At 62.7% G+C, this 22755-nt stretch carries 20 protein-coding genes; 14 read left to right on the forward strand and 6 right to left on the reverse strand.

The genetic code is table 11. The annotated features are described in order from the left end of the window. Nucleotides 1-30: 30 nt before the first annotated feature. From QMO80_RS07850 to QMO80_RS07860, 3 genes are all read right to left on the reverse strand, one after another. Nucleotides 31-1185: a site-specific DNA-methyltransferase gene (locus tag QMO80_RS07850; RefSeq protein WP_183605970.1), complete on the reverse strand. Its 1155-nt coding sequence runs from the start codon at nt 1183-1185 to the stop codon at nt 31-33. Nucleotides 1186-1307: 122 nt separating this feature from the next. Next, on the reverse strand, nt 1308-1658 hold the full coding sequence (locus QMO80_RS07855; protein WP_183605969.1) for an antibiotic biosynthesis monooxygenase: 351 nt from the start codon (nt 1656-1658) through the stop codon (nt 1308-1310). Further along, nucleotides 1655-1984, reverse strand: coding sequence for an NIPSNAP family protein (locus QMO80_RS07860; RefSeq protein ID WP_017993201.1), 330 nt, complete (start codon nt 1982-1984; stop codon nt 1655-1657). The genes QMO80_RS07855 and QMO80_RS07860 overlap by 4 nt, the downstream gene beginning before the upstream one ends. 72 nt (nt 1985-2056) lie before the next feature. Here QMO80_RS07860 and QMO80_RS07865 point away from each other — a divergent pair, with 72 nt between their 5' ends. Both QMO80_RS07865 and QMO80_RS07870 read left to right on the forward strand, forming a co-directional pair. Next, on the forward strand, nt 2057-2743 hold the full coding sequence (locus QMO80_RS07865) for a helix-turn-helix transcriptional regulator (protein WP_283199571.1): 687 nt from the start codon (nt 2057-2059) through the stop codon (nt 2741-2743). 269 nt (nt 2744-3012) lie between these two features. After that, nucleotides 3013-4845: a methyl-accepting chemotaxis protein gene (locus QMO80_RS07870; RefSeq protein ID WP_273883399.1), complete on the forward strand. Its 1833-nt coding sequence runs from the start codon at nt 3013-3015 to the stop codon at nt 4843-4845. Between the two features lie 92 nt (nt 4846-4937). Here QMO80_RS07870 and QMO80_RS07875 read toward each other — a convergent pair whose 3' ends face one another. Next, complete coding sequence (locus QMO80_RS07875; RefSeq protein WP_283199572.1) at nt 4938-5837, reverse strand: LysR family transcriptional regulator; 900 nt, start codon at nt 5835-5837, stop codon at nt 4938-4940. A 119-nt stretch (nt 5838-5956) separates the two neighbouring features. Here QMO80_RS07875 and QMO80_RS07880 point away from each other — a divergent pair, with 119 nt between their 5' ends. The 4 genes from QMO80_RS07880 (at nt 5957) to QMO80_RS07895 (ending at nt 10364) form a co-directional block, all read left to right on the forward strand. Then, the gene (locus tag QMO80_RS07880; protein WP_183605964.1) at nt 5957-7345 is read left to right on the forward strand and encodes an MFS transporter; all 1389 of its coding nucleotides are present in this window, start codon (nt 5957-5959) and stop codon (nt 7343-7345) included. Between the two features lie 169 nt (nt 7346-7514). Further along, a complete protein-coding gene (locus tag QMO80_RS07885; protein WP_283199573.1) occupies nt 7515-8204 on the forward strand; it encodes an HAD family hydrolase in 690 nt (229 codons plus the stop codon). Nucleotides 8205-8805: 601 nt separating this feature from the next. Then, the gene (locus QMO80_RS07890) at nt 8806-9105 is read left to right on the forward strand and encodes a helix-turn-helix domain-containing protein (RefSeq protein WP_283199574.1); all 300 of its coding nucleotides are present in this window, start codon (nt 8806-8808) and stop codon (nt 9103-9105) included. Next, on the forward strand, nt 9102-10364 hold the full coding sequence (locus QMO80_RS07895) for a type II toxin-antitoxin system HipA family toxin (protein WP_283199575.1): 1263 nt from the start codon (nt 9102-9104) through the stop codon (nt 10362-10364). Before QMO80_RS07890 ends, QMO80_RS07895 begins: the two co-directional genes overlap by 4 nt. 37 nt (nt 10365-10401) lie before the next feature. Here QMO80_RS07895 and QMO80_RS07900 read toward each other — a convergent pair whose 3' ends face one another. Further along, a complete protein-coding gene (locus QMO80_RS07900; protein ID WP_283200137.1) occupies nt 10402-11046 on the reverse strand; it encodes a hypothetical protein in 645 nt (214 codons plus the stop codon). Nucleotides 11047-11322: 276 nt separating this feature from the next. Here QMO80_RS07900 and thrC point away from each other — a divergent pair, with 276 nt between their 5' ends. From thrC to QMO80_RS07925, 5 genes are all read left to right on the forward strand, one after another. Further along, on the forward strand, nt 11323-12747 hold the full coding sequence (gene thrC, locus QMO80_RS07905; protein WP_283199576.1) for a threonine synthase: 1425 nt from the start codon (nt 11323-11325) through the stop codon (nt 12745-12747). A 3-nt stretch (nt 12748-12750) separates the two neighbouring features. Beyond that, the gene (locus QMO80_RS07910; protein WP_097624125.1) at nt 12751-14049 is read left to right on the forward strand and encodes a pitrilysin family protein; all 1299 of its coding nucleotides are present in this window, start codon (nt 12751-12753) and stop codon (nt 14047-14049) included. Between the two features lie 29 nt (nt 14050-14078). Next, on the forward strand, nt 14079-14693 hold the full coding sequence (locus QMO80_RS07915; RefSeq protein ID WP_283199577.1) for a GNAT family N-acetyltransferase: 615 nt from the start codon (nt 14079-14081) through the stop codon (nt 14691-14693). Beyond that, the gene (locus QMO80_RS07920; protein ID WP_283199578.1) at nt 14690-17602 is read left to right on the forward strand and encodes a sensor domain-containing phosphodiesterase; all 2913 of its coding nucleotides are present in this window, start codon (nt 14690-14692) and stop codon (nt 17600-17602) included. Before QMO80_RS07915 ends, QMO80_RS07920 begins: the two co-directional genes overlap by 4 nt. A gap of 299 nt (nt 17603-17901) precedes the next feature. After that, a complete protein-coding gene (locus tag QMO80_RS07925; protein ID WP_283199579.1) occupies nt 17902-18417 on the forward strand; it encodes a hypothetical protein in 516 nt (171 codons plus the stop codon). Nucleotides 18418-18525: 108 nt separating this feature from the next. Here QMO80_RS07925 and QMO80_RS07930 read toward each other — a convergent pair whose 3' ends face one another. After that, nucleotides 18526-19008, reverse strand: coding sequence for an Lrp/AsnC family transcriptional regulator (locus QMO80_RS07930; RefSeq protein WP_283199580.1), 483 nt, complete (start codon nt 19006-19008; stop codon nt 18526-18528). A gap of 105 nt (nt 19009-19113) precedes the next feature. Between QMO80_RS07930 and QMO80_RS07935 the strand changes: the two genes are divergently transcribed. The 3 genes from QMO80_RS07935 to QMO80_RS07945 are packed head-to-tail and all read left to right on the forward strand — an operon-like array spanning nt 19114 to nt 22723. Further along, nucleotides 19114-20325 (forward strand): diaminopropionate ammonia-lyase, encoded by a 1212-nt coding sequence (locus QMO80_RS07935; RefSeq protein WP_283199581.1) that lies wholly within the window; start codon nt 19114-19116, stop codon nt 20323-20325. Further along, nucleotides 20322-21566, forward strand: a complete 1245-nt coding sequence (locus tag QMO80_RS07940) for a Zn-dependent hydrolase (protein ID WP_283199582.1) — start codon at nt 20322-20324, stop codon at nt 21564-21566. The genes QMO80_RS07935 and QMO80_RS07940 overlap by 4 nt, the downstream gene beginning before the upstream one ends. Continuing rightward, a complete protein-coding gene (locus tag QMO80_RS07945) occupies nt 21563-22723 on the forward strand; it encodes a M20 aminoacylase family protein (RefSeq protein WP_283199583.1) in 1161 nt (386 codons plus the stop codon). Before QMO80_RS07940 ends, QMO80_RS07945 begins: the two co-directional genes overlap by 4 nt. Nucleotides 22724-22755: the final 32 nt, after the last annotated feature.

Genomic DNA, 22755 nt, shown 5'->3' on the forward strand with positions numbered 1-22755 from the left:
GAAGGTATTTCGATCCGCCGAAGGTGGTGCTCACTCCACCTTTGCCAGATCACTGCGGATGACGGACCTGAGATCGTCGATCGGGCGCAGGGACTGCCCGTCTTCGAAATGCCAGAAGGTCCATCCGTTGCATGCATCGAGACCCTGCACCTTGGCGCCGAGACGATGAATAGAGCCGGCCTCGCCGCCGGAAGCGACGGTGCCGTCGGCGCGCACGATGGCGCTGTAGCGGCGCCTGGCGTCGGTCAGCACCTGGCCGGGCTTGATCAGGCCGCTTTCGACAAGCACGTTGAAGGCGACACGGACTTCGGCCTTCTTGCCGGTCATAACAGTCAGTTCCGCCTTGCCGAGCGGCTCGACGGCGGCGATGCGGGCCGAGGCCGCATCGATATAATCCTGTTCGCGCTCGATGCCGACGAAGTGGCGGCCGAGGCGCTTGGCGACGGCACCCGTCGTTCCCGACCCGAAGAACGGATCGAGGACGATATCGCCAGGCTTGGTCGAGGCCATGATGACGCGGGCCAGCAGCGCTTCCGGCTTCTGGGTCGGATGGACCTTCTTGCCGTCCTCGCCCTTCAGCCGCTCATTGCCGTTGCAGATCGGGAACAGCCAGTCCGAGCGCATCTGCACGTCGTCATTGGCCGCCTTCATCGCATCGTAATTGAAGGTATAGCCCTTGGCCTTGGCATTCGGGCTTGCCCAGATCATCGTCTCATGGGCGTTCTGGAAACGGCGGCCCTTGAAATTCGGCATCGGATTGGTCTTGCGCCAGATGATGTCGTTCAAGATCCAGAAGTTCAGATCCTGCAGCGTGGCGCCGACGCGGAAGATATTGTGGTAGGAGCCGATCACCCAGATCGAGCCCGTCGGTTTCAGCACCCGCCGGCAGGCGAGCAGCCAGGCGCGGGTGAAGGCGTCATAGGCTTCGAAGGAGGCGAACTGATCCCATTCGTCGTCGACGGCATCGACCAGCGACTGGTCGGGACGATGCAGCGTTCCGCCGAGCTGGAGATTATACGGCGGATCGGCAAAGATGATATCGACGGAGTGGTTGGGCAAAGCTTCAAGGGCGCTGACGCAATCACCCTTGATGATCGTGTCAACCCAGGAGCCCGGCCTGGAACCCTGCCGGGAATCCGACTTGACGGAAGCCTTGAGGTCGGCAAGCGGAAAAACTGATGCCATTCTGATACTCACTCATACGCTCTACGCTTAACTGTCCGTTATGGTTACGCAACTTAGTTACCAAAGCCTGAAGCACTGGCCGATTTCGGGAATTAATTCCGCCGGCCGGCTGCCGCCGGCGATCAGGCGGCGTCGTGAACCCTACGGCTGTCATCCGGCGCCTCGTCGCGTTCGAACATGCCGTAATCGCGGACGACACTGGCGATGCGCAGGCGATAATCGGCGAAGATGCCGCCGCGTCCGGCCTGCTGGGCGGCCCGGTGCGCTTCGAGATTGCGCCATTCCTTGACGGCCGCCTCGTCGCGGAAGAAGGACAGCGACAAAAGCTTGCCGCGGTTCGTCAGGCTTTCGAACCGCTCGATCGAGATGAAGCCGTCGATCTTTTCGAGCTCAGTTCGCAGCTCGCCGGCGAGATCGAGATATTTGTGGCGTTCGCCCATATAGGGCACGACTTCGAAGATGACGGCGATCATGGCAGCACCAGCTTGGCGTGAGGGGCGGAGACATTTTTGAGGAAGATGCGATCCTCCTTGAGGATGAAGCCTTCGCGTCTGGCAAATTCGTAGTTCTCGCGGCCGAGCGGGTCGGCTGCCAGCCTGGCGCGATAGGCTTCGTAGGCGGCGAGGCTTTCGATATTGTAGACGCCGTAAGCCGTCGTTGCCGATCCCTCGTGCGGGCCGTAGTAGCCGATCAGGTCGGCGCCGTTCTTCGGAATCGCCTGGCCCCAGTTGCGGGCATATTCGGCAAACGCCTCCTTCTTGAAGGGGTCGATCTGATAGCGGATGAAGCAGGTGATCATGTCGTTTCTCCTTTGGCTGCCCACCCGTTTTCGCACATTGCCTGACGGCGATGCTTCGGTTACGATCGAAGTATGAAGGAAGGTCCTGACATTGCCCAGATCGGCGCGCTGATCGGCGATCCCGCCCGCGCCAACATGCTGGCAGCACTCACCGGCGGCCGGGCGCTGACGGCGACCGAACTTGCCGGCGTCGGCGGCATCACCGTGCAGACGGCGAGCACGCATCTCGCCAAGCTCGAAGCCGGTGGTCTGCTAACCCAGCGCAAGCAGGGGCGCCATCGTTATTTTACCCTCGCCGACGAGGCCGTCGCCCGGCTGATCGAAAGCATGATGGGCTTTGCCGCTGGACGCGGCCATCTGCGCCACCGGCCGGGGCCAAAGGAGCCGGCGCTGCGCAAGGCGCGCATCTGCTACGATCACCTGGCCGGCGATTACGGCGTGCGCATGCTCGACAGCCTGATTGCCTCAGGCGCAATCGATGCGGTCGGCGAAGGCCTGTCGCTGACCGAAAAGGGCGAAAGCGATCTCAAATGCATCGGCATCAATGTCGGCGACCTCAGAACCTCACGCCGCCCGCTCTGCCGCTCCTGCCTGGACTGGAGCGAAAGACGCGCCCACCTCGCCGGCAGCCTCGGCAAGGCCCTGCTTTCAAGCTTTCTCGACAAAGGCTGGGCGCGGCGCACGGCCGAAAGCCGCTCGATCATGTTTTCTCCGGAAGGCGACCGGCAGTTTTTGAAGCTTTTCCCGGTCGATGGGTAGGTTGCTCTTTGACGGCCACCCCGGAATACGACGTCTCTCCGGCCTCATCCTGAGGTGCCCACAGGGGCTTCGAAGGACGGGGCCGGCCACCGACGCTTCTTCACCCGGCGATATTGGCATGCAGGACGGGAACAGCCGGATGAAACCGCCGTTTGCATGAGCCAAACACCACAACCTGTTGTTTTTACGCGGCTTAGCGACGCCTCGCTGAGAAATCATTAAACATGTTTCGATACTCTCAGGTTCTACATTAACGTGAGAGCCCCGCTATGGCGTCGATCCAGCATAAGATTATCATTGCAAGCGTTGCGATTTTCGCCTTGGCGGGCGGCGCCACCGGCGTCGGCATCTGGTCTGCCTCCACCCTCTCGGCCAACAGCGCCGATGTCGCCCAGTCAGCGCAAATTCTGCGCAACCACATGCAGGCCGACATGATGCATGACGCACTGCGCTCCGACGTGCTGGCCTCGCTGCTGGCGTCCAACCCGGCAGCGGGCATCGACCCCGACGCGGTAAAGGCGGATCTGGCGGAGCACAAGGCATCGTTCCGGGAGATGATCGACGCCAACCGGGCGCTGGCCACTGACGAAAAGACCAAAGCGATCCTTGCCGGTATCGAACCTCCCCTCATTGCCTATGTCGAAAGCGCCACCAAGATTATCGATCTTGCCGGCCGGGATCCGGCGTCGGCATTGAAGGCCTTGCCCGAATTCATGGCGCAGTTTTCTGCGCTGGAAACGGGAATGGAACAGACCGGCGACCAGATCACTGCGACATCCGACGAGATTTCCAAGCGCAGCGCTGAGGTAAAGGCCTTGGTGGGCATGGCTCTGAAAGCAATTCTGGCCTTGGCTGCAATCTTCGCCATTGGCCTTTATTTCCTGACCCGCAAGAGCGTCACCAAACCCATCCTCGCCCTTTCCAACGATATGCAAAGGCTTGCCGGCGGCGACACGGCCATATCAAGCACCGCGATCGGCCGCACCGACGAAATCGGCGTAATGGCATCGGCTGTCGAAGTCTTCCGCCAGGCGGCGATTGCCAACAAGCAACTCGAACAAGACGCCGAGGCAGCGCGCCTGCAGGGCGAAGCCGAGCGTGTCACGGCCCGCAAACAGGCTGACGAGGATGCCGCCGAACGGCTGCGGGCAGCGACCTCAGGTCTTGCCGCCGGCTTGAAGCGGCTGGCGTCGGGCGATCTCGCCTTCCAGATCGAAGAGCCGTTCGCCCCCGATTTCGAGAGCCTGCGGCATGATTTCAACATGTCGATCCGCCAGCTTGACCAGACGCTGGGCGCGATCGCGGCTGCCATTACGGCGATCGATGAAGGCACCAGGGAAATCGCCTCGGGGGCCGGCGATCTGTCGAAACGCACCGAACAGCAGGCAGCCTCGCTCGAAGAAACTGCCGCAGCGCTCGATCAGATTACCGCCAATGTCTCGAACTCGAGCAAGCGCACCGACGAGGCGCGCGCGGAAGCCACTGATGCAAACCGCAATGCCGCCAAGTCTTCGGAGGTCGTGTCGCATGCCGAAGAGGCCATGCGCCGCATCGAGGCGTCGTCGCAGCAGATCTCCAGCATTATCGGCGTGATCGACGAGATCGCCTTCCAGACCAATCTGCTGGCGCTCAATGCCGGCGTCGAAGCGGCGCGCGCCGGCGAGGCCGGCAAGGGCTTTGCGGTGGTGGCCCAGGAAGTCCGCGAACTCGCCCAGCGATCGGCGAAGGCGGCGAAGGAAATCAAGGGCCACATCGAGAAATCGTCGGAGGAAGTGGAAAGCGGCGTCAAGCTGGTTCTCGACACCAGCCAGGTTCTGAGCGCAATCAGCGAACAGATTGCCCGCATCAACCAGCACATGGATGCCATCGCCGTCTCGGCACGGGAGCAGTCGACCGGCCTTGCCGAAGTCAATACCGCCGTCAATTCCATGGATCAGGTGACCCAGCAGAACGCCGCGATGGTCGAGCAATCGACTGCTGCATCCAGTCAGCTGGCGCAGGAGGCCGCCAAGCTGCGTGAACTCGTTTCCCGGTTCAAGCTTCGTGCGACGGCTTCAACGCAATCCGTAGCCGGCCGGCGGAGCGCACAGTGGGCGGCCTAACGGCTTCGTTGTAAACTCACCGTGCCCTGAAGACGATCGGTCACTCATTTCAGGGAACTGGGGCGAAGCGCTTGTTTTGGCTGGGCGCTCACTCAGCTCATCGCGTGGAACGTCTCGAACATCAGCGCCCTCAGCCAGCGATGCGCGAGATCTGTATCCATGCGGGGGTGCCAGGCCTGGACGATGTTGAAACCCGGCACGGTGATCGGCAGGTCAAAGGTCCTGATCTCCCTTGTCGCGGCGGATTTGCAATAGGATTTTGGAATCGTGCCGATCAGATCGGAGGCCGCCGCAACGGCGATCACCGCCGGAAAGCTTGGCACGATCAGCCTGACATCCCGGTCATGGCCGAGTTCGGCGAGCGCCCTGTCGATCGGACCGGCGAAATCCGCCTGCGTCGAAAACAGCACGTGGCCCCAGGCGGTATAGTGCTCGACCGTTATCCGATCTGCATCGAAGATCGGATGCCCTGCCCTGGCGACACCGACAAACCGATCCTCGAAAAGCGTCTGGCAACGCAGTTCGCCGCTGTCGCGCGGCAGGACGCCGATATCCAGATCGATCGCCGCGTCCCGCAAAGCCTGAACGTCCTTGTCCGCTCTCGGCGCAAAACGAAGCCTTATTCCCGGCGCAGCCTTGGTCACGGCGGCGCTGAGGTCGGCGGCGTAGAGAAGCACGAACGCCTCGTTGGCGCGGATCGTGAAGTCGCGCCGCACCTCCCGGATTTCCACGGTCGATGGCGGGCTCAGCACCGTTTTCACAGCGTCTTTCAACACATGCACATCTTCGGCAATCGCCAGGGCATGGGGCGTCGCGACCATGCCGCGCCCGGCCGGCACGAGGATCGGATCCCCGAGCGCCGTCCTCAAGCGGGACAGCGTCCGGCTCATGGCCGATGTGCTGAGGCCAAGACGGCGAGCGGCAGCCGATACGCTCTGCTCGCGCAGCAATGCGTCCAGCGCCACCAGGAGATTGAAATCGAGATCGGACATGGCGCAAGTCTAATCAGGCATGGCGCCAGACGCAACGGTCTATTGATTTCGTTGCGTCTGGCGCATGATCTCGGCGAGGGGTAATGAGTGGGCCATCGCACAAGCACCGAGGAGTTCCCATGTCCCTCACCTACACCGCACCGATCGCTCAAGACGGCCTGGCGTCGCCTCGACGCTATCTGGCCGTTGCCCTTTTGCTTCTGGCCGTTGTTCTCGTCGTTCTCGACGGCGCAATCGCCAACGTCGCCTTGCCCTCGATCGCGCTTTCGCTGCACGCGCAAGCGGATAATACCGTCTGGGTCGTCTCGGCCTATCAGCTGGCCGTGCTCGTCGCCATTCTTCCCTGTGGGGCGCTCGGTGAAATCTACGGCGCGCGGCGGGTCTTCCTGATCGGCGTCGCGCTGTTCACCGCAGCTTCCGCGGCCTGCGCTCTGGCGGGTGACCTGCCCTTGCTGATCCTGGCCCGTTTCGCCCAGGGCCTCGGCGCCGGCGCGATCATGGCGCTGGCAATGATGAACCTGCGCCAGGCCTTGCCGCAGCACATGCTGGGTCCGATCATCGGCATCAACGCCATGATCATCGCCATTTCTTCGGCTGCCGGCCCGGGCATTGCCGGCGCCATCCTTTCCGTCACCAGCTGGCCCTGGCTGTTTGCGGTCAATATACCGCTTGGCATCATCGTTCTCTTCGGCGGCGGCCTGCTGGGGCACGTCGAGGGCGCGAAGCGGAAGCTGAATGCGAAGGCGCTGCTGGCCAATACGGCGATGTTCATCCTGTTCTTCTCAGGCGCCGACCGGATAGCGACCGCGCCGGTCAGCGGTACGGCCCTCATCGCGGCATCGCTCGCCTGCCTTTTCGGCCTGCTGCGCCTCGAACGGAAGAGTGACGTCCCGCTTGTCCCGACGGACCTCCTGGCGACGCCGGCATTTCGCGTGGCGGTGATCGCATCGATCTCCTGCTTCTGCGGCCAGATGCTGAGCACCATCGCACTCCCCTTCTACCTGCAACATACCCTGCACATGACGCCGGTTCTGGCCGGGCTCTATATGATGGCCTGGCCGGCTGCGACCGCGATCATTGCGCCGGTCTCGGGACGTCTGGCAAACCGCGTCAAGACGGCATGGCTTTGCGCCATCGGCGGAGCGCTGATGGCGGTTGGCCTTCTGGTGGCCGGCCTCACCCCGCCCGATCCGAGCGGTATTCCGTTTCTCGTCGGCACGGTGATCGCCGGCCTCGGTTTCGGGCTGTTCCAGACGCCGAACAACCGCATTCTCCTGCTCTCGGCACCGAAAGCCCGAAGCGGTGCGGCGGGCGCTATGCAAGGCACCGCCCGGCTGCTCGGCCAGACGCTCGGTGGGATCTCGATGTCGATCATTTTCGCAACATTGCCGTTGTCGACAGCACTCAACTTTGCAGTCGTCATATCAGGCGGCTGCGCTGCCATGGCAAGCATGGTCAGCCTGAGCCGGGCGCGCTACGAGGTGGCGGGGCCGCCCGGAGCGACCTGAACGAGCGTCGTCGCCGCCCGGGTGAAGCCGGGGGACCCGGAGCCGGTCGCTTGCCGCATCGCAGCCATGCTTGGGATCAGGTTGAGCTTTGGCCGGGCATCGTGTAAAGCCGCAGCATTCCCGGACAAGACCCAGGCTTTCGGCCCAGATTTCAGCAAGGCGTGAACATATGGACGGCTTCGACCTCATCATCTTCGACTGCGACGGCGTTCTGGTCGATTCGGAAATCATCGCCGCGGAAGTCGAATCCGCGCTGCTGACGGAGGCCGGATATCCGATCAGCGTCGAAGAAATGGGCGAACGCTTCGCCGGCATGACATGGCGCAACATCCTGTTGCAGATCGAGCGTGAGGCGAGCATCCCGCTTTCGGCCTCGCTGCTCGACAAGTCGGAGAAGATGCTCGACCTCAGGCTGGCCAACGACGTCCAGCCCATTGCCGGCGTCGAATTCGCCGTCTCCAGGCTGCCGATGAAGCGCTGCATCTGCTCGAATTCGAGCAGCAAGCGGCTCGACATGATGCTGAGCAAGGTGGGGCTGAAGCCGCTGTTTGCGCCGAACATTTTCTCCGCCAAGGATCTCGGCCCCGACCGCGCCAAGCCGAAGCCCGATATCTTCCTGCACGGCGCAAGCCAGATGGGCGTATCGCCCGACAAGGTGGTGGTGGTCGAGGATTCCGTGCACGGCGTGCATGCGGCGCGCGCCGCCGGCATGCGCGTCATCGGTTTCACCGGCGCCTCGCACAGCTATCCCGCCCATGCCGACAAACTGACCGATGCCGGCGCCGAAACGGCGATCTCCCGCATGAACGACCTGCCCGGCGTCGTCGCCGCGCTGGCGGCCTGGGAAGGCGTGCTTTAGGGGCTGGGCGCAGAGCCGCGCGGCGCCATCGCGCCCGCCCCTTTTGCGAGAAACCGGGTCAATAACAGGCGGCAATTCCAATAATCCGCTGCACACTTGGCTATCTACCGCACACGCTCCCCCACCCTCCGTCGTCCTCGGGTTTGACCCGAGGACCCTTGCGGGCGGGCACTTCGTTGCTGTTGAACTGGCAAGGCGATCCGAACAGAATTCAAGCGGAGTGCTCGTGGCGTGGATACTCGGGTCAAGCCCGAGTATGACGGAGAGTGGGGAGAGCGACCGGCAAGAAGCGAGACGTCTGGAGGAGTTCCGGCAGCGAGCGGCTTTGCTTGCGGATCGGGCAAAATAACGGTCGCCAATTCCGCCAAACCGCTGCGCCTGCGACACTTGCCGCACACGCTCCCCCACCCTCCGTCGTCCTCGGGCTTGACCCGAGGACCCATGCGGACGGGCACGTCTTTCCTATCAACTGACAAGCGACCCGCCGAGCAAAGTGCTTGCGGCATGCTCCGATGAGGGGCACCAGATCGCATTATTGCAATCCGGGCATAAGTGCTATAATAATAGCAACAATCTTCCAATCATGGAGATAAGCGCTATCATGTTCGCATTTAACATCACCTCTCCCGCCGAGGTGATCGATGGCCTGTCGGAAAGGATGAAGCGCCGGCGGATTGATGCCGACCTCACCCAGAGAGAGCTGGCTGCAAGGGCCGGCGTTTCCTATGGATCTCTCAGGCTGTTCGAGGAAACGGGAAAGATTTCGCTTGAAGCCCTTGTGAAGATCGCCTTTGTCCTGGAAGCCGAAGCAGAGTTCGAACAGCTGTTTCCGCCGCGCCCGCCAAAGACAATTGACGAAGTCGTGGGCCGCCCCGTCAGGCAGAGGGTGCGGAAGAGATGAAATTCAAGCCGATCCGAAAAATGAGCGTCGTTCTCGATCTCGAGGGTCGCGAAAGACGTTTAGGGACCCTCGCGTGGAGCAACGACGAACGCCGGGCCTATTTCGAATATTCTGCGGAATTCATCGCGGCACCTTTGCCCGTCTCGCCCTTCAACCTGAAGATAAATACAGGCCTGATCGCGGCGCCGCGCGATCCGTTCGACGGGCTCCATGGCTTGTTCAACGACAGTCTGCCGGACGGATGGGGCCGGCTCCTGCTTGATCGCCGTCTTCGCAAGGCCGGGATCGATTATCATCTGCTGACCCCGCTGGATCGCCTTTCCGCGGTTGGAAAGACCGGGATGGGAGCGCTTGCTTATATCCCCGAGCTGGATGACGGCGAAGGCAAACCCGGCCGCGACATCGACTGGGATTGGTTCGTCGAGCAGGTCGACCTTGTTCAAGCCGAGCGGGATATTGCCGACATCGACACCTTGCAAGGCGCGCAGGGCGGCTCTGCCGGAGCGCGCCCAAAAATCATGATCGGCTTCCATGAGGCCAGGAATAGCTGGGTTCTGGATTATGGCCAGGACATGGAGCGCGGCTTTGATCGATGGATGGTCAAGGCGCGCGGCATTGGCGACCCCGCCGACATCGGCGTCGAGGAGCAGGCCTATGCTTTGATGGCACGCGCCGCAGGGTTGGAGATGGCCGAGACGCGCATATTCCACACAGAAAAGGGAAACCGACTCTTCGCCACCAAACGCTTCGATCGAACGCCGGCCGGCCGGCTGCATATGCATACTGCCAGCGGCATCTTGAATGCCAGCCATCGACAGGCATCGGTGAACTACGGCGCGCTTCATAAGCTGACATTGATGATGACGCGCGACAGTTCCGAAGTTCTCAGGATGTTTCGGCGCATGGTCTTCAACGTCTACTCCCGGAACCGGGACGACCACGCGAAGAACCACGCCTTCCTGATGAAGGGCGACGGGCGATGGAGGCTCTCTCCCGCTTACGACCTGACCTTCTCTTCAGGCCCAGGAGGAGAACACAGCGCCGATATCGCCGGCGAAGGAAGGGCCCCTGACATGGCTCACCTGCTGACTGTCTCCAGGCAGGCATCGATCCCTGACCGGGACGCCAGGGATGTCGTCGACGACGTTCGAACCGCTATCGAAAGCTGGCCGCAGTTCGCTGAGGAAGCGGGGCTGCCGAGATCCCGGACGAGCGAGCTTGAGCGGATTCTGAATGGTCGAACGCCCGCTCAGGAATAGCGCAGTTTTGCCGTCGCATATGGAGGCGGAGAATAAATCAGCTGTTCTTCTTGGTCTTGGCCGGCTGGGTGTCGAAGCCGACGTTGACGCGCACCAGGGCGCCGGCGCCGACGGGCATTTTGATGCCGTCCTTGCGGAAGATCACCTGGGTGCCCGGCGCGCCCGCCGGGATCTCGGTCGGGAATTTGGTGACTTCGGAATAGAGCACGGTCTCGCCGTCGAGGATGGTGACGCGGATCGGCAGGGTCACCGGGCCGGGAGCGCCGGCCGGGCCGGTGATGAGGCGCAACTGGGCAACGATGGTCATCGTCAGGTTCGCCTCGTTCAGCGTGCACTGGCGGGTGTAATCGCCGAAGGACGCCTGGAAGACGATCTGCTGCGCATCGTCCTTCTTGCCCTTGGCATAGGTGCGGAAGATCGCATCCTGGTCGCGCATGAAGATCTGCGGGCAGGCGCCCTGGACGACGGGGGCGACGGCGCCCTGCGCGGTCTTTGCGGTGCCGATCGAAGGATTGTTCGAGGTTGGATTGGCCGGCGCCAGCGGCATGATCTGGGCGGTGCCGTTCGACTGCGCCGGCGCCGCCGACTTGCTGTCGCCGCCGATGCCCAGCGTATCGCAACTGGCGAGCAGGGCAAGAAGAGAAGCGGAGACGATGAGACGCGAGACCTTGCCGAGCACTATGTTCCACCCTTTGCACAAGCGTTTCTTGGAGGCCTCATGTCTTTTCCGTGAGGCCTTTCACGACGGTTTGCGATGGTCTATATCAGCGGCGCAAACAAAAATCGATTGGGTACGCGCCGTTTTGATGCACTTTTCGCCGCCGGATGCGGGCAACTTCAACAAGATAACGGCGATGGTATGGCCGCAAGCGCAGCCCCTTCTCGATTCCGGGGCCGGTTTCCGGCAGTGCGGGCCACGGCTCAGCCCGACCGGATTTCCTCCAGCGATAGATCAAGGATGACCAACGTGGACTATATCTCGACCCGCGGCGAGGCCCCTGCCCTCGGCTTTTGCGACGCCCTGCTGACGGGGCTGGCGCGCGACGGCGGGCTCTATGTTCCCCGGGAGTGGCCGCAGTTTTCGAAGAAAGAAATCCGGGCGCTGAGGGGCAAGAGCTACCAGGAAATCGCCTTCACCATCCTTTCGCCCTTCACCAATGGCGAGATCCCCGCGGCGACCTTCCGGGCGATGATCGACGAGGCCTACGGCACCTTCCGCCATCCGGCGATCGCGCCGCTCGTGCAGACCGGGCCGAACAGCTTCGTCATGGAGCTGTTCCACGGCACGACGCTGGCCTTCAAGGACGTGGCGATGCAGCTGCTCGCCCGGCTGATGGATTATGCGCTGGAGAAGCGCGGCGAGCGGGCGACGATCGTCGGCGCCACCTCGGGCGATACCGGCGGGGCGGCGATCGACGCCTTTGCCGGCCGCGAGCGCACCGATATCTTCATCCTCTTCCCGCACGGCAAGGTCTCGCCGGTGCAGCAGCGGCAGATGACGACCTCCAAAGCCGGCAACGTGCATGCGCTGGCCGTCGAGGGCAATTTCGACGATTGCCAGAACCTCGTCAAAGCGATGTTCAACGACGCGGCGTTCCGCGACAAGGTCGGCCTCTCCGGGGTCAACTCGATCAACTGGGCGCGCATCATGGCCCAGATCGTCTATTATTTCACGACCGCCGTGGCGCTCGGTGGGCCGGACCGGAAGATCTCGTTCACGGTGCCCACCGGCAATTTCGGCGATATCTTCGCCGGCTACGGCGCCAAGCGCATGGGCCTGCCGATCGACCGGCTGGTGATCGCCACCAATGAGAACGACATCCTCGAGCGCACGCTGAAGACCGGCCGCTACGACATGAAGGCGGTCAAGGCGACGACTTCGCCGTCGATGGACATCCAGATCTCCTCGAATTTCGAACGGCTGCTGTTCGAAGCCTGTGGGCGCGACGCCTCGAAAGTGCGCGCGGCCATGGAAAGCCTCAAACAATCCAACGGTTTCGAGATCGGCCCGCAAGCGCTGAAGGCGATCCGCCGCGACTTCCGCGCCGGGCGCGCCAGCGAAAAGCAGGTGGCCGAGACGATCCGCACGACCCATGCCGAGACCGGCTATCTCCTCGATCCGCATTCGGCGATCGGCGTCTTCGTCGCCAGGAAGAAGGAAAAGCCGAATACGCCGATGGTGACGCTTTCGACCGCGCATCCGGCGAAATTCCCGGCCGCCGTAAAATCGGCCTGCGGTATTGACCCGGCGCTTCCGACGTGGCTTGCTGATCTGATGCACAGGGAGGAGCGCTTCCAGATCATCGAACCGGAGCTGAAAGCCGTAGAAACCTTTATCGGCAAACACGCCCGCGGCAAGACGACGGCAGGCGCAGAAAGATAGCCAATGACAGTTGAGTGCACCCGGCTGAAATCCGGGCTGACAGTAGTGACAGAAACCATGCCGCACCTTGAAAGCGTTGCGCTCGGAGTCTGGATCAAATCGGGATCGCGTAACGAGACGGCAGACGAGCACGGCATCGCCCACCTGCTCGAGCACATGGCCTTCAAGGGAACCGGACGCCGCTCGGCCCGCCAGATCGCCGAGGAAATCGAGGATGTCGGCGGCGAAGTCAACGCCGCCACCTCGACCGAGACGACCTCCTATTACGCCCGCGTGCTGAAAGACCATGTGCCGCTCGCCGTCGATATCCTTGCCGACATCCTGACGGAATCGGCCTTCGAGGAGGAAGAGCTGGAGCGCGAGAAGCAGGTGATCCTGCAGGAGATCAATGCCGCCAACGACACGCCCGACGACGTGGTGTTCGACCGGTTCTCCGAGGTCGCCTATCGCGACCAGACGCTCGGCCGGGCCATTCTCGGCACGCCGGAGACCGTGGTTTCCTTCACGCCGCAGCAGATCCGCGGCTATCTCGGCCGCAATTACACGACCGACCGGATGTTCGTGGTCGCCACCGGCGCCGTCGAGCACGACGAATTCCTGCGCATGGTCGAGGATCGTTTCGCCAGCCTGCCGAGCGAGCCTTCGGCGCCGCCGGTCATGGAAGCGGCGCGTTATATCGGCGGCAGCGTGCGCGAGCCGCGCGACCTGATGGACGCGCAGATCCTGCTCGGCTTCGAGGGCAAGCCCTATCATGCCCGCGATTTCTACTGTTCGCAGATCCTCGCCAATATCCTCGGCGGCGGCATGTCCTCGCGGCTGTTCCAGGAAGTGCGCGAGTTCCGCGGCCTCTGTTATTCCGTCTATGCCTTCCACTGGGGTTTTTCCGACACCGGCATCTTCGGCATTCATGCCGCGACCGGCGGCGAGAACCTGCCGGAGCTGGTGCCCGTCATCATCGACGAGCTGCACAAATCCGCCGATCAGATCCACCAGAAGGAAATCGAGCGCGCCCGCGCCCAGATCCGCGCCCAGCTGCTGATGGGCCAGGAAAGCCCGGCGTCGCGCGCCGGCCAGATCGCCAGGCAGATGATGCTTTACGGCCGGCCGATCTCCAATATGGAGATGATGGAACGGCTTGAGGGCATCACCATCGAGCGGCTGACCGATCTCGCCGGCCGGCTGTTCTACGACACGGTGCCGACGCTTTCGGCGATCGGTCCGCTGGAACAGCTCGCGCCGATGGAAGACATCACCGCTTCGCTTTCGGTCCCGGCACCGAAAACGATGCAGGCCGGCCGCTGAGCCGGCGTTCGTCCTGCCGGGAGTGATGGATGCCAAAATCGGTGTTTCGGTTTCTGTCGCGGCAGCCGGATGCGGTCGAGCTGGAAAACGACCGATATCTCTTGCGCCTGCCGCGCTACCAGGATTTCAACCAGTGGCACCGGCTGCGCGCCGAAAGCCGCAAGTTCCTGGAGCCCTGGGAGCCGACCTGGCGGCGCGACGAGCTGACGGAAGGCGCCTACCGCGCCCGCGTCATCCGCGGCAAGCAGGAATATGCCTCGGGCCAGGCAATCCCGCTGTTCATTTTCCTCAAGGAAAACCACACCCTCGTCGGCGGCATCACCATCGGTTATATCAGACGGGGCGCGGCACAAAGCTGCATGATCGGCTACTGGATGGGCGAGCGCCATGCCGGCCAGGGGCATATGTTCGCCGCCCTTCAAATGGTTATTCCTTATATCTTCACCGGGCTTGAGTTGCACCGTATCGAAGCAGCCTGTATTCCAGATAACGCGCGCAGCATCCGCCTGCTTGAAAAGGCCGGGTTTCAGCAGGAAGGCTATCTGCGCGGATATTTGAAGATCAACGGTCAGTGGCACGACCATGTGATGTTTTCACGTCTCGCCACCGATACGGATAAAGGCAGGATAACCGACAGCCGATGACCAAAGACCGCATGCTGCCCAAATCACCGTCCGGACGAATGATCGCGGTGATCGCAGCCCTTTTCCTGGCAGTCTTCGCCCTGGCGGCGGGCACTGCCCAGGCGGCCGAACCGGTGAAGATTTCCCGTGACGACACCGCGCTCGACCTGACCGCGACGACCGAAATCTATGTCAATCAGGGCGAAGCCTTCCAGGTTTCGACGGCGGCCGGCGCCGATGGCATCCGCCGCCGCATCGAGGTCAGGGCAAGCTCGGAAAACCACCAGGGCGACTGGGCAGTGTTTGCGCTCGCCAATGTTTCGGAGGAGCAGCTGGAGCGCGTCATCGTCGCGCCGCATTTCCGCCTGGTCAATTCCAAGCTGTTCTGGCCGGATCTCGGCTCGCAGCGCATCAGCGCCATCACGCCGAGCGAAGGTTTCGCGCTCGACCGGCAGCCGAGCGACGAGGCCGATGTCTTCCGCATCACGCTGAACCCCGGCGCCGTCATCACCTTTGTCGCCGAGCTGTCGACGCCGGAGCTGCCGCAGATCTATCTCTGGGAACCGAACGCCTACAAGGACACGATCAACGCCTTCACCCTCTATCGCGGCATCGTGCTCGGCATTGCCGGCCTGCTGGCGGTGTTCCTGACCATCCTCTTCGTCGTCAAGGGCACCTCGATGCTGCCGGCGACCGCAGCCCTTGCCTGGGCGGTGCTCGGCTATATCTGCGTCGACTTCGGCTTTCTCGGCAAGCTGATCAGCGTCGCCTCGGCCGACCAGCGAATATGGCGCGCCTGCGCTGAGGTGGCGCTCGCCTCCAGTTTCGTCATTTTCCTCTTCACCTATCTCAACCTCAACCGCTGGCATGCGCATCTCGGTTACGCCACGCTCGCCTGGGTGCTCGGCCTTGCCCTGCTCTTCGGCGTGGCGATCTACGATCCGTCGATTGCCGCCGGCATCGCCCGGCTGTCCTTCGCGCTGACGGCGGCGACCGGGCTGCTGCTGATCGTCTATCTCGGCTTCAACCGCTACGACCGCGCCATCCTCCTGGTGCCGGCCTGGGCGCTGACGCTCGTCTGGCTGTTCGGCGCATGGCTGACGGTGACCGGGCGGCTCGACAACGACATCATCCAGCCCGCACTCGGCGGCGGCCTGGTGCTCATCGTGCTGCTGATCGGCTTCACCGTCATGCAGCACGCCTTTGCCGGCGGCGCCTTCCAGCAAGGGCTGTTTTCCGATCTCGAACGGCAATCGCTGGCGCTGACCGGTTCCGGCGACATGGTGTGGGATTGGGACGTGGCGCGCGACCGCGTCGTCACCATTCCCGACGTCTCGATCAAGCTCGGCCTATCGCCGGGCACCATGCATGGGGCGGCGCGCAACTGGCTGCCGCGGCTGCACCCTGATGATCGCGACCGCTTCCGCGCCACGCTCGACGTGCTGCTCGAACACCGGCGCGGCCGGCTGAACCACGAATTCCGCATCCGCGCCGAGGACGGGCATTTCCACTGGCTGCTGATCCGCGCCCGGCCGGTGCTCGGCTCGAACGGCGAGATCATCCGCTGCGTCGGCACGATCGTCGACGTCACCGAGCAGAAAAACTCGGTCGAGCGGCTGCTGCAGGATGCGCTGCACGACAATCTGACCGGCCTGCCGAACCGGCAGGTCTTCCTCGACCGGCTGCAGGCGGTGCTGGCGCTGGCGCCGGGCGGCGAGACGCTGCGCCCCACCGTGATGGTGATCGACATCGACCGCTACAAGCTGGTCAACGATGCCCTCGGGGTCGCGGCCGGCGACAATATCCTCATCGCCCTGACCCGGCGCCTGCGCCGGCTGTTGAAGCCGCAGGACACGCTGGCACGGCTGGCCGGCGACCAGTTCGGCCTCATCCTGGTGTCCGAGCACAATCCGGCCAAGGTCGCCGATTTCGCCGATGCGATCAGCAAGGCGATCATGGTGCCGATCAACTTCGCCAATCGCGAGATCATCCTGACCGCCTCGACAGGCCTCGCCTCCTGGGTGGACCGGCAGGAGAGCGCCACCGGCCTGCTCAGCGATGCCGAGCTTGCCATGTACCGGGCAAAACGGGCCGGCGGCAACCGTGTCGAGCCGTTCCAGCCGGCCTTTCGCGATTTCGGCACCGACCGGCTGCAGCTCGAAACGGATCTCCGCCGCGCCATCGAGCGCAAGGAATTGTCGATGGTCTACCAGCCGATCGCCCGGCTTGAAGATGTCGAGGTCGCCGGTTTCGAAGCGCTGATGCGCTGGGAACATCCCAAACGCGGCAATATTCCGCCGTCCGAATTCATCCCGATCGCCGAAGCCTCCGATCTCATCGGCCCGCTCGGCATGTTCGCGCTGGAGCAGGCGACCAATGATCTGATGAGCTGGCAGAACCAGACCGGCGAATTGCCGATCTTCGTGTCGATCAATCTGTCGAGCGTACAGCTGCTCAACAACGAACTCTATGACGACGTGCGCTCGGTTCTCGCCAAGACGCATTGCCAGCCCGCGCGCCTCAAGCTCGAACTGACCGAGTCCATGGTGATGGAAAACCCGGAACAGGCCCGGCTCGTGCTGCAGAAGCTGAAGGAAGCTGGCATCGGCCTGGCGCTCGACGATTTCGGCACCGGCTATTCCTCGCTCGCCTACCTCACCCGCTTCCCCTTCGACATGATCAAGCTCGACAAGGCCCTGGTGCGCGACGGCAGCGAGAAGAAGGCGACCGTGCTCAGATCGGTGATCGCAATGGCGCGCGAACTCGAAATGAAGGTGGTGGCTGAGGGGATCGAATCCAACGAGGATGCGATCGAGCTCGCCAAGATGGGCTGCAGCTACGGGCAGAGCTATCTGTTCGGCCCACCGATCGCCTCGGAATCGGTGCTGCGGCTGCTGCGGGAGCGGTTTCCGCTGACCAGGCGGGCGTGAGCGGAGCGGTCGGTCTTAGCGGTTGCCGGTATCGGCGGCAAAGGCCTCGCGTCCACTGTATACATCGTCTGAATGTAATGCGCGTGCTGTGGTATGACCCCAACCACCCGGTCTGCCCTTCAACGCTTAAGCACATCTAGCCGCATCGAGCTTCCTGCTTTTCGTCGAGCTGGTCGAGTTGATCGTCTGCATCATCGCGGGATAGATGGCTTGACAGTGTGATCAGCAGATAGTTAGCGATTTTGGCCACGCACTACCACCACATGGTCGTTTTACTTTTCACATTTGAGGGGCCACGCATGGATGTGCAAGCCGAAGTCGACCTTCCAACTCAGAGACAAAAGCGGGCTTGGACATTGGCGACGTTGCTTTGTGTTCTGGCATCGCCAGTCTTCCTCATTCTGAAAACACTCGCTTTTATGATGGGCCTGAATGCGTTCCTGTTTTTATTCGGAGCATTCCTTGTCGTCGCTGTCGTGGGGTTTCTTCTTGGCCCGGTGTCGGTGGTTTGGAGTGGGTATATAGCGTTGACCGAGGTCATTCTTGGCCTTTCGGAAGACCACAAATACTTCTTGTGCTGTTCGTCGAAAAACCGATTTGAAGCAGAACTTGTTTCATGGGTGCCAGTTTTGATGTTTCCGGCAGGAATGACGAACTGCCTGCTTTTAGCTCGGCTTATGTTTTGGAAATCCCTCACGCTCCGACAGATGATATTGGTTGTCGCGGTCTCGACTGTTATCGCGCAAGGTCTGTTGTGGTACTACGAATGGCAAGAGGTGATTGTGAAATGTTCGGCCGTTCAGTGTAATTTCTGAAATGATTTGCGAATTGATTGAGGTAGCGTACAGCACCTCTATCGCCGACGATTTGTCTGAACGTCCGGAGGCGCTTTCCGCTGACCAAGCGGGTGTGATCCGTCGGTCTCAACGCTCTGTGGGAACGCTTAACCCGACCTTAACCTGATCCATCGCGACGAATGTGCGAAAGCGCTTGACGTTGTTATTGCCGAAAAACAGCCGCCGCGTCAGCGCCTCGTAGTCGGCCATTGCGGGGACGACGATGACCAGGATGAAATCCGCCTCGCCGGTGACGTAGTAGCACTGCTGGATTTCAGGCGCGGCCGCGAACTGGCTTTTGGCCTGTTCGATCTGTTTTGCCGTTTCGCTGATAACCTCCACCTCCACGAAGATGGTGATCGATTGGCCGAGCGCTGCGGGGTCGAGAACGGCGACGTTTGCCCGGATGACCCCTTCCTCCGTCATCCGCTTGATCCGGCGCTGGACGGCGGGCGCCGACAGGCCGACGGCTTCGCCGATCGTGCGTTGCGGCGTGGTATTGTCCCTCTGTAGGATCGCCAGGATCTTGTGGTCGAACGCATCCAAGGGGGATTTTACCAGGCGGCTCAAAATGGGGCTCCAACGAAACAAAATTGCAAAATGACCCGCGAAATACAGCGCCTTTTTCGCAGCCTCTGCAATATATTTTAGCCGAACAACCGAAGTGAGGCGCACATGTTTCTGCTGAACGGCAATTCCGACTATCGTCAGCCGCTCGACCCGCGAGACGCCGAAACCCTCGGCATGGAAGCCGCGGATGCCGTCGAGAGCCACCTGGCATTCCGGGAAAACCATGCGGAAACGCCTCTCGTCGATCTGCCGGCACTGGCCGCCGAACTCGGTGTCGGTTCGGTCCACATCAAGGATGAAGGCCTCCGGCTCGGCCTCGGCAGCTTCAAGGCGCTTGGCGGCGCCTATGCGGTGATCCGGCTTGTCCTCGATGAAGCGGCACACAGGCTCGGCCGCGCCGTCGATGTCTCGGAATTGCATTCTTCTCCTGTTCGAGAGGTGGCCGAGACGATGACCGTCGCCTGCGCCACCGACGGCAATCACGGCCGGTCGGTGGCCCAGGGTGCGCAGCTGGTGGGCGCCCGGGCGGCGATTTTCGTGCATGCCGGCGTCAGCGACGAACGCGTCGCCGCCATCGCCCGCTTCGGCGCCGAGATGATCCGTGTGGACGGAACCTATGACGATTCCGTCCGGGAGGCGGCGCGCATGGCCGAGGAAAAAGGCTGGACCATCGTGTCGGATACCTCATGGCCCGGCTATGAGCGCATTCCCGGGCTGGTGATGCAGGGCTACACCGCCCTTATCAGGGAAGCGCTCAGGGCAATGCCGCAGCCGCCCACCCATGTCTTCATTCAGGCCGGCGTCGGCGGGATCGCTGCCGCTGTCGCAGGCCACATGGCTATCGCCTTCGGCGACAAACGCCCGACCTTCATTGTCGTCGATCCCGCCCGCGCCGCCTGCCTGTTCGAAACGGCGCGGGCCGGACATTTGGTGACCGTTGCCCATGGCGCGCCGACCGTCATGGCGATGCTCGAATGTTACGAACCTTCGCTCGTCGCCTGGCGTATTCTCTCCCGCGTCGCCGACGCGTTCATGACCGTGGATGAGGACGAGGCGATCGCGGTGATGAAGCGGCTTGCCGATCCGGCTGGAAACGACGCGGCGGTTGTCGCCGGCGAAAGTGGTGGCGTCGGGCTTGCCGGGCTGATCCGCGCTGTCGGCGATCCCGCGATCAAGCAAGCATTGTCTCTCGACGGCCATTCGCGCATCTTCCTGGTGAACACCGAAGGCGCGACCGATCCCGGCAAATATCAAGAGATCGTCGGGCGATCACCGGCCGCGGTCGCCGCGAAATGCAAGGCTGGAGCTTCAGCATGAGCCGCCGTTCGATCGATCCCGCGCGTCTGCTCGGACGCATTGCGAAGCTCGGCGAGATCGGCCGCGATGCGGAAGGAAGGCTTGTCCGATTGGCGGCCTCCGAGACCGAAAGGCTGGGGCGCGATCAGTTTGTCTCCTGGCTCGAGGAAGCATGCCTGGAGGTTGCCGTCGACCACATCGGCAACATCTTCGGCATCTGGAATGGCGCGGGCGGGGAGGAAAAGCCGATCATGATCGGCTCCCACATCGACACGGTGATCAACGCCGGCATTTATGACGGATGTTATGGCGTGCTGGCTGGCCTCGAAGTCATCCAGACGCTGAAAGATGAAGGGTTCGAGCCGTCGCGCCCCATCGTTGTTGCCGCCTTTACCAATGAGGAAGGCGTGCGCTATGCGCCTGATATGATGGGTTCGCTGGTCTATTCCGGCGGCCTCGATATCGCCACGGCGCTGAAGACGGTGGGCACGGATGGCACGGTGCTCGGCGATGAACTGGCGCGGATCGGCTATGCCGGCAGAAATGCGCCCGGCTTCATGACGCCGCACGCCTATGTCGAACTGCATATCGAGCAGGGTCCTGTTCTCGAGAGGGAGGGCGTATCGGTCGGCGCGGTCGAGAACCTGCAGGGCATTTCCTGGCAGAGGGTGACCATCGACGGCGATGCCAACCATGCCGGCACGACACCGATCTCGATGCGCCGGGACGCCGGATACGCGGCGGCCCGCGTCATCGCCTTTCTGCGGGACCGGGCGAAAGCCTCGAACACGCCGACTGTCGCGACCGTCGGCTGCATCGCTTTTGAGCCGAACGCCATCAATGTCATTCCCTCTCGCGCGGCGTTTACGGTCGATCTGCGCGATCCTGATGAAGACCGGCTGAAGGAAGAGGAAAACGCGCTCGCCGCATTCCTTGAGCTGCTTTCGGCCGAGGAAGGGGTTGGCGTATCCGTCGAACGGCTGGCGCGGTTCGAGCCGGTCAAGTTCGATCCGGCGATCGTTCGGCTGATCGAGGCTGCCGCCGGGGATCGCAGCCTGGCATGCAGGCGCATGACATCGGGCGCCGGCCACGACGCCCAGATGATCGCCCGCATCGCGCCAAGCGCGATGATCTTCGTTCCCAGCCGCGGCGGCATCAGTCACAATCCGAAGGAATTCACGGCAGATACGGATCTTGTCGCCGGGGCGAATATCCTCCTCGACGTCGTCTGCGGACTTGCAACAGGGGAACGGCCCGAATGAGCATAAACAGCCGGATGCTGGAACAGGACATGACCGCCTGGAGGCGCGACCTTCACCGCCACCCCGAATTCGGCTTCGACGAGAAGCGAACGGCGGCTTTCGTCGCGCGGAAACTGCGGGAGTTCGGCCTCGACGAGGTTGTCGAAGGTGTCGGCGGCACGGGGGTTGTCGGAACGCTCCGGCGCGGCGGCGGCAACCGTTCCATCGCGCTGCGCGCCGACATGGATGCGCTGAGGATCACCGAACAGGGCGATCGGCCCTATCGATCGCAGGCCGAAGGCCTGATGCATGCCTGCGGCCATGACGGCCATACGGCAATGCTGCTTGGCGCCGCCAGGATGCTGTCGGAGGACGGCGATTTCGACGGCACCGTCCGGTTCATCTTTCAGCCGGCCGAGGAGTGGGGCAAAGGCGCCCTGGCAATGCTCGGCGACGGCCTGATGACGCGTTTTCCCTTCGACGAAATCTACGGCCTGCACAATATGCCGGGCCTTCCGGTCGGCGTTTTCCAGACCCGCGCCGGTGCGATCATGTCGGCGGAGGATAATTTCGAGATCGTGCTCAAGGGCGTCGGCGGACACGCCGCGCGTCCGCACTCCGGCAACGAAGTCCTGGTCGCCGCCTGCGCATTGGTGACGAACCTCCAGACCATCGTTTCCCGCCGGCTCGATCCGACCGACATCGGCGTCGTCTCGGTGACCGAACTCTTGACCGACGGCACCCGCAACGCCCTGCCCGGGCTGGCGCGTATCCTCGGCGATGCCCGCAGCTTCCGACCCGAGGTCAGCGCGGCGATCGAGAAGCAGATGCGCCTGATCGCCGAGGGGACGGCGCTTGCCCACAATGTCTCGGCCGAGGTGAATTATACCAGGGAATTCATACCCCTGCTCAACGATGCCGCCCTGGCCGAGGAAGCCTTTGCCGCAGCCCGCAGCGTCTTCCCGTCCGAAAACGTCAAGGTCCGGCGCGAACCGATGACCGGATCGGAAGACTTCGCGCGTTTCCTCGACCATGTCCCCGGCTGCTTCGTCTTCCTCGGCAATGGCGAAAATTCCGCGCCGCTTCACAATCCGAATTACGATTTCAACGATGACGGACTGATCCACGGCGCCAACTTCCACGCGAGCATCGTCCGCAGGCGGCTGAACGCAAGCTGACCCGGTCGGGCACGGCCGGCAGCCTTCGGCCC

It is taken from the genome of Rhizobium sp. BT03, from assembly GCF_030053155.1.
Taxonomy (GTDB): Bacteria; Pseudomonadota; Alphaproteobacteria; order Rhizobiales; family Rhizobiaceae; genus Rhizobium.

What these genes read in the sequence shown, in the direction of transcription:
- QMO80_RS07850 (WP_183605970.1), bottom strand. Translation starts at nt 1,185, where the DNA reads ATGGCATCAGTTTTTCCGCTTGCCGACCTCAAGGCTTCCGTCAAGTCG.
- QMO80_RS07855 (WP_183605969.1), bottom strand. Translation starts at nt 1,658, where the DNA reads ATGATCGCCGTCATCTTCGAAGTCGTGCCCTATATGGGCGAACGCCAC.
- QMO80_RS07860 (WP_017993201.1), bottom strand. Translation starts at nt 1,984, where the DNA reads ATGATCACCTGCTTCATCCGCTATCAGATCGACCCCTTCAAGAAGGAG.
- QMO80_RS07865 (WP_283199571.1), top strand. Translation starts at nt 2,057, where the DNA reads ATGAAGGAAGGTCCTGACATTGCCCAGATCGGCGCGCTGATCGGCGAT.
- QMO80_RS07870 (WP_273883399.1), top strand. Translation starts at nt 3,013, where the DNA reads ATGGCGTCGATCCAGCATAAGATTATCATTGCAAGCGTTGCGATTTTC.
- QMO80_RS07875 (WP_283199572.1), bottom strand. Translation starts at nt 5,837, where the DNA reads ATGTCCGATCTCGATTTCAATCTCCTGGTGGCGCTGGACGCATTGCTG.
- QMO80_RS07880 (WP_183605964.1), top strand. Translation starts at nt 5,957, where the DNA reads ATGTCCCTCACCTACACCGCACCGATCGCTCAAGACGGCCTGGCGTCG.
- QMO80_RS07885 (WP_283199573.1), top strand. Translation starts at nt 7,515, where the DNA reads ATGGACGGCTTCGACCTCATCATCTTCGACTGCGACGGCGTTCTGGTC.
- QMO80_RS07890 (WP_283199574.1), top strand. Translation starts at nt 8,806, where the DNA reads ATGTTCGCATTTAACATCACCTCTCCCGCCGAGGTGATCGATGGCCTG.
- QMO80_RS07895 (WP_283199575.1), top strand. Translation starts at nt 9,102, where the DNA reads ATGAAATTCAAGCCGATCCGAAAAATGAGCGTCGTTCTCGATCTCGAG.
- thrC (WP_283199576.1), top strand. Translation starts at nt 11,323, where the DNA reads ATGACCAACGTGGACTATATCTCGACCCGCGGCGAGGCCCCTGCCCTC.
- QMO80_RS07910 (WP_097624125.1), top strand. Translation starts at nt 12,751, where the DNA reads ATGACAGTTGAGTGCACCCGGCTGAAATCCGGGCTGACAGTAGTGACA.
- QMO80_RS07915 (WP_283199577.1), top strand. Translation starts at nt 14,079, where the DNA reads ATGCCAAAATCGGTGTTTCGGTTTCTGTCGCGGCAGCCGGATGCGGTC.
- QMO80_RS07920 (WP_283199578.1), top strand. Translation starts at nt 14,690, where the DNA reads ATGACCAAAGACCGCATGCTGCCCAAATCACCGTCCGGACGAATGATC.
- QMO80_RS07925 (WP_283199579.1), top strand. Translation starts at nt 17,902, where the DNA reads ATGGATGTGCAAGCCGAAGTCGACCTTCCAACTCAGAGACAAAAGCGG.
- QMO80_RS07935 (WP_283199581.1), top strand. Translation starts at nt 19,114, where the DNA reads ATGTTTCTGCTGAACGGCAATTCCGACTATCGTCAGCCGCTCGACCCG.
- QMO80_RS07940 (WP_283199582.1), top strand. Translation starts at nt 20,322, where the DNA reads ATGAGCCGCCGTTCGATCGATCCCGCGCGTCTGCTCGGACGCATTGCG.
- QMO80_RS07945 (WP_283199583.1), top strand. Translation starts at nt 21,563, where the DNA reads ATGAGCATAAACAGCCGGATGCTGGAACAGGACATGACCGCCTGGAGG.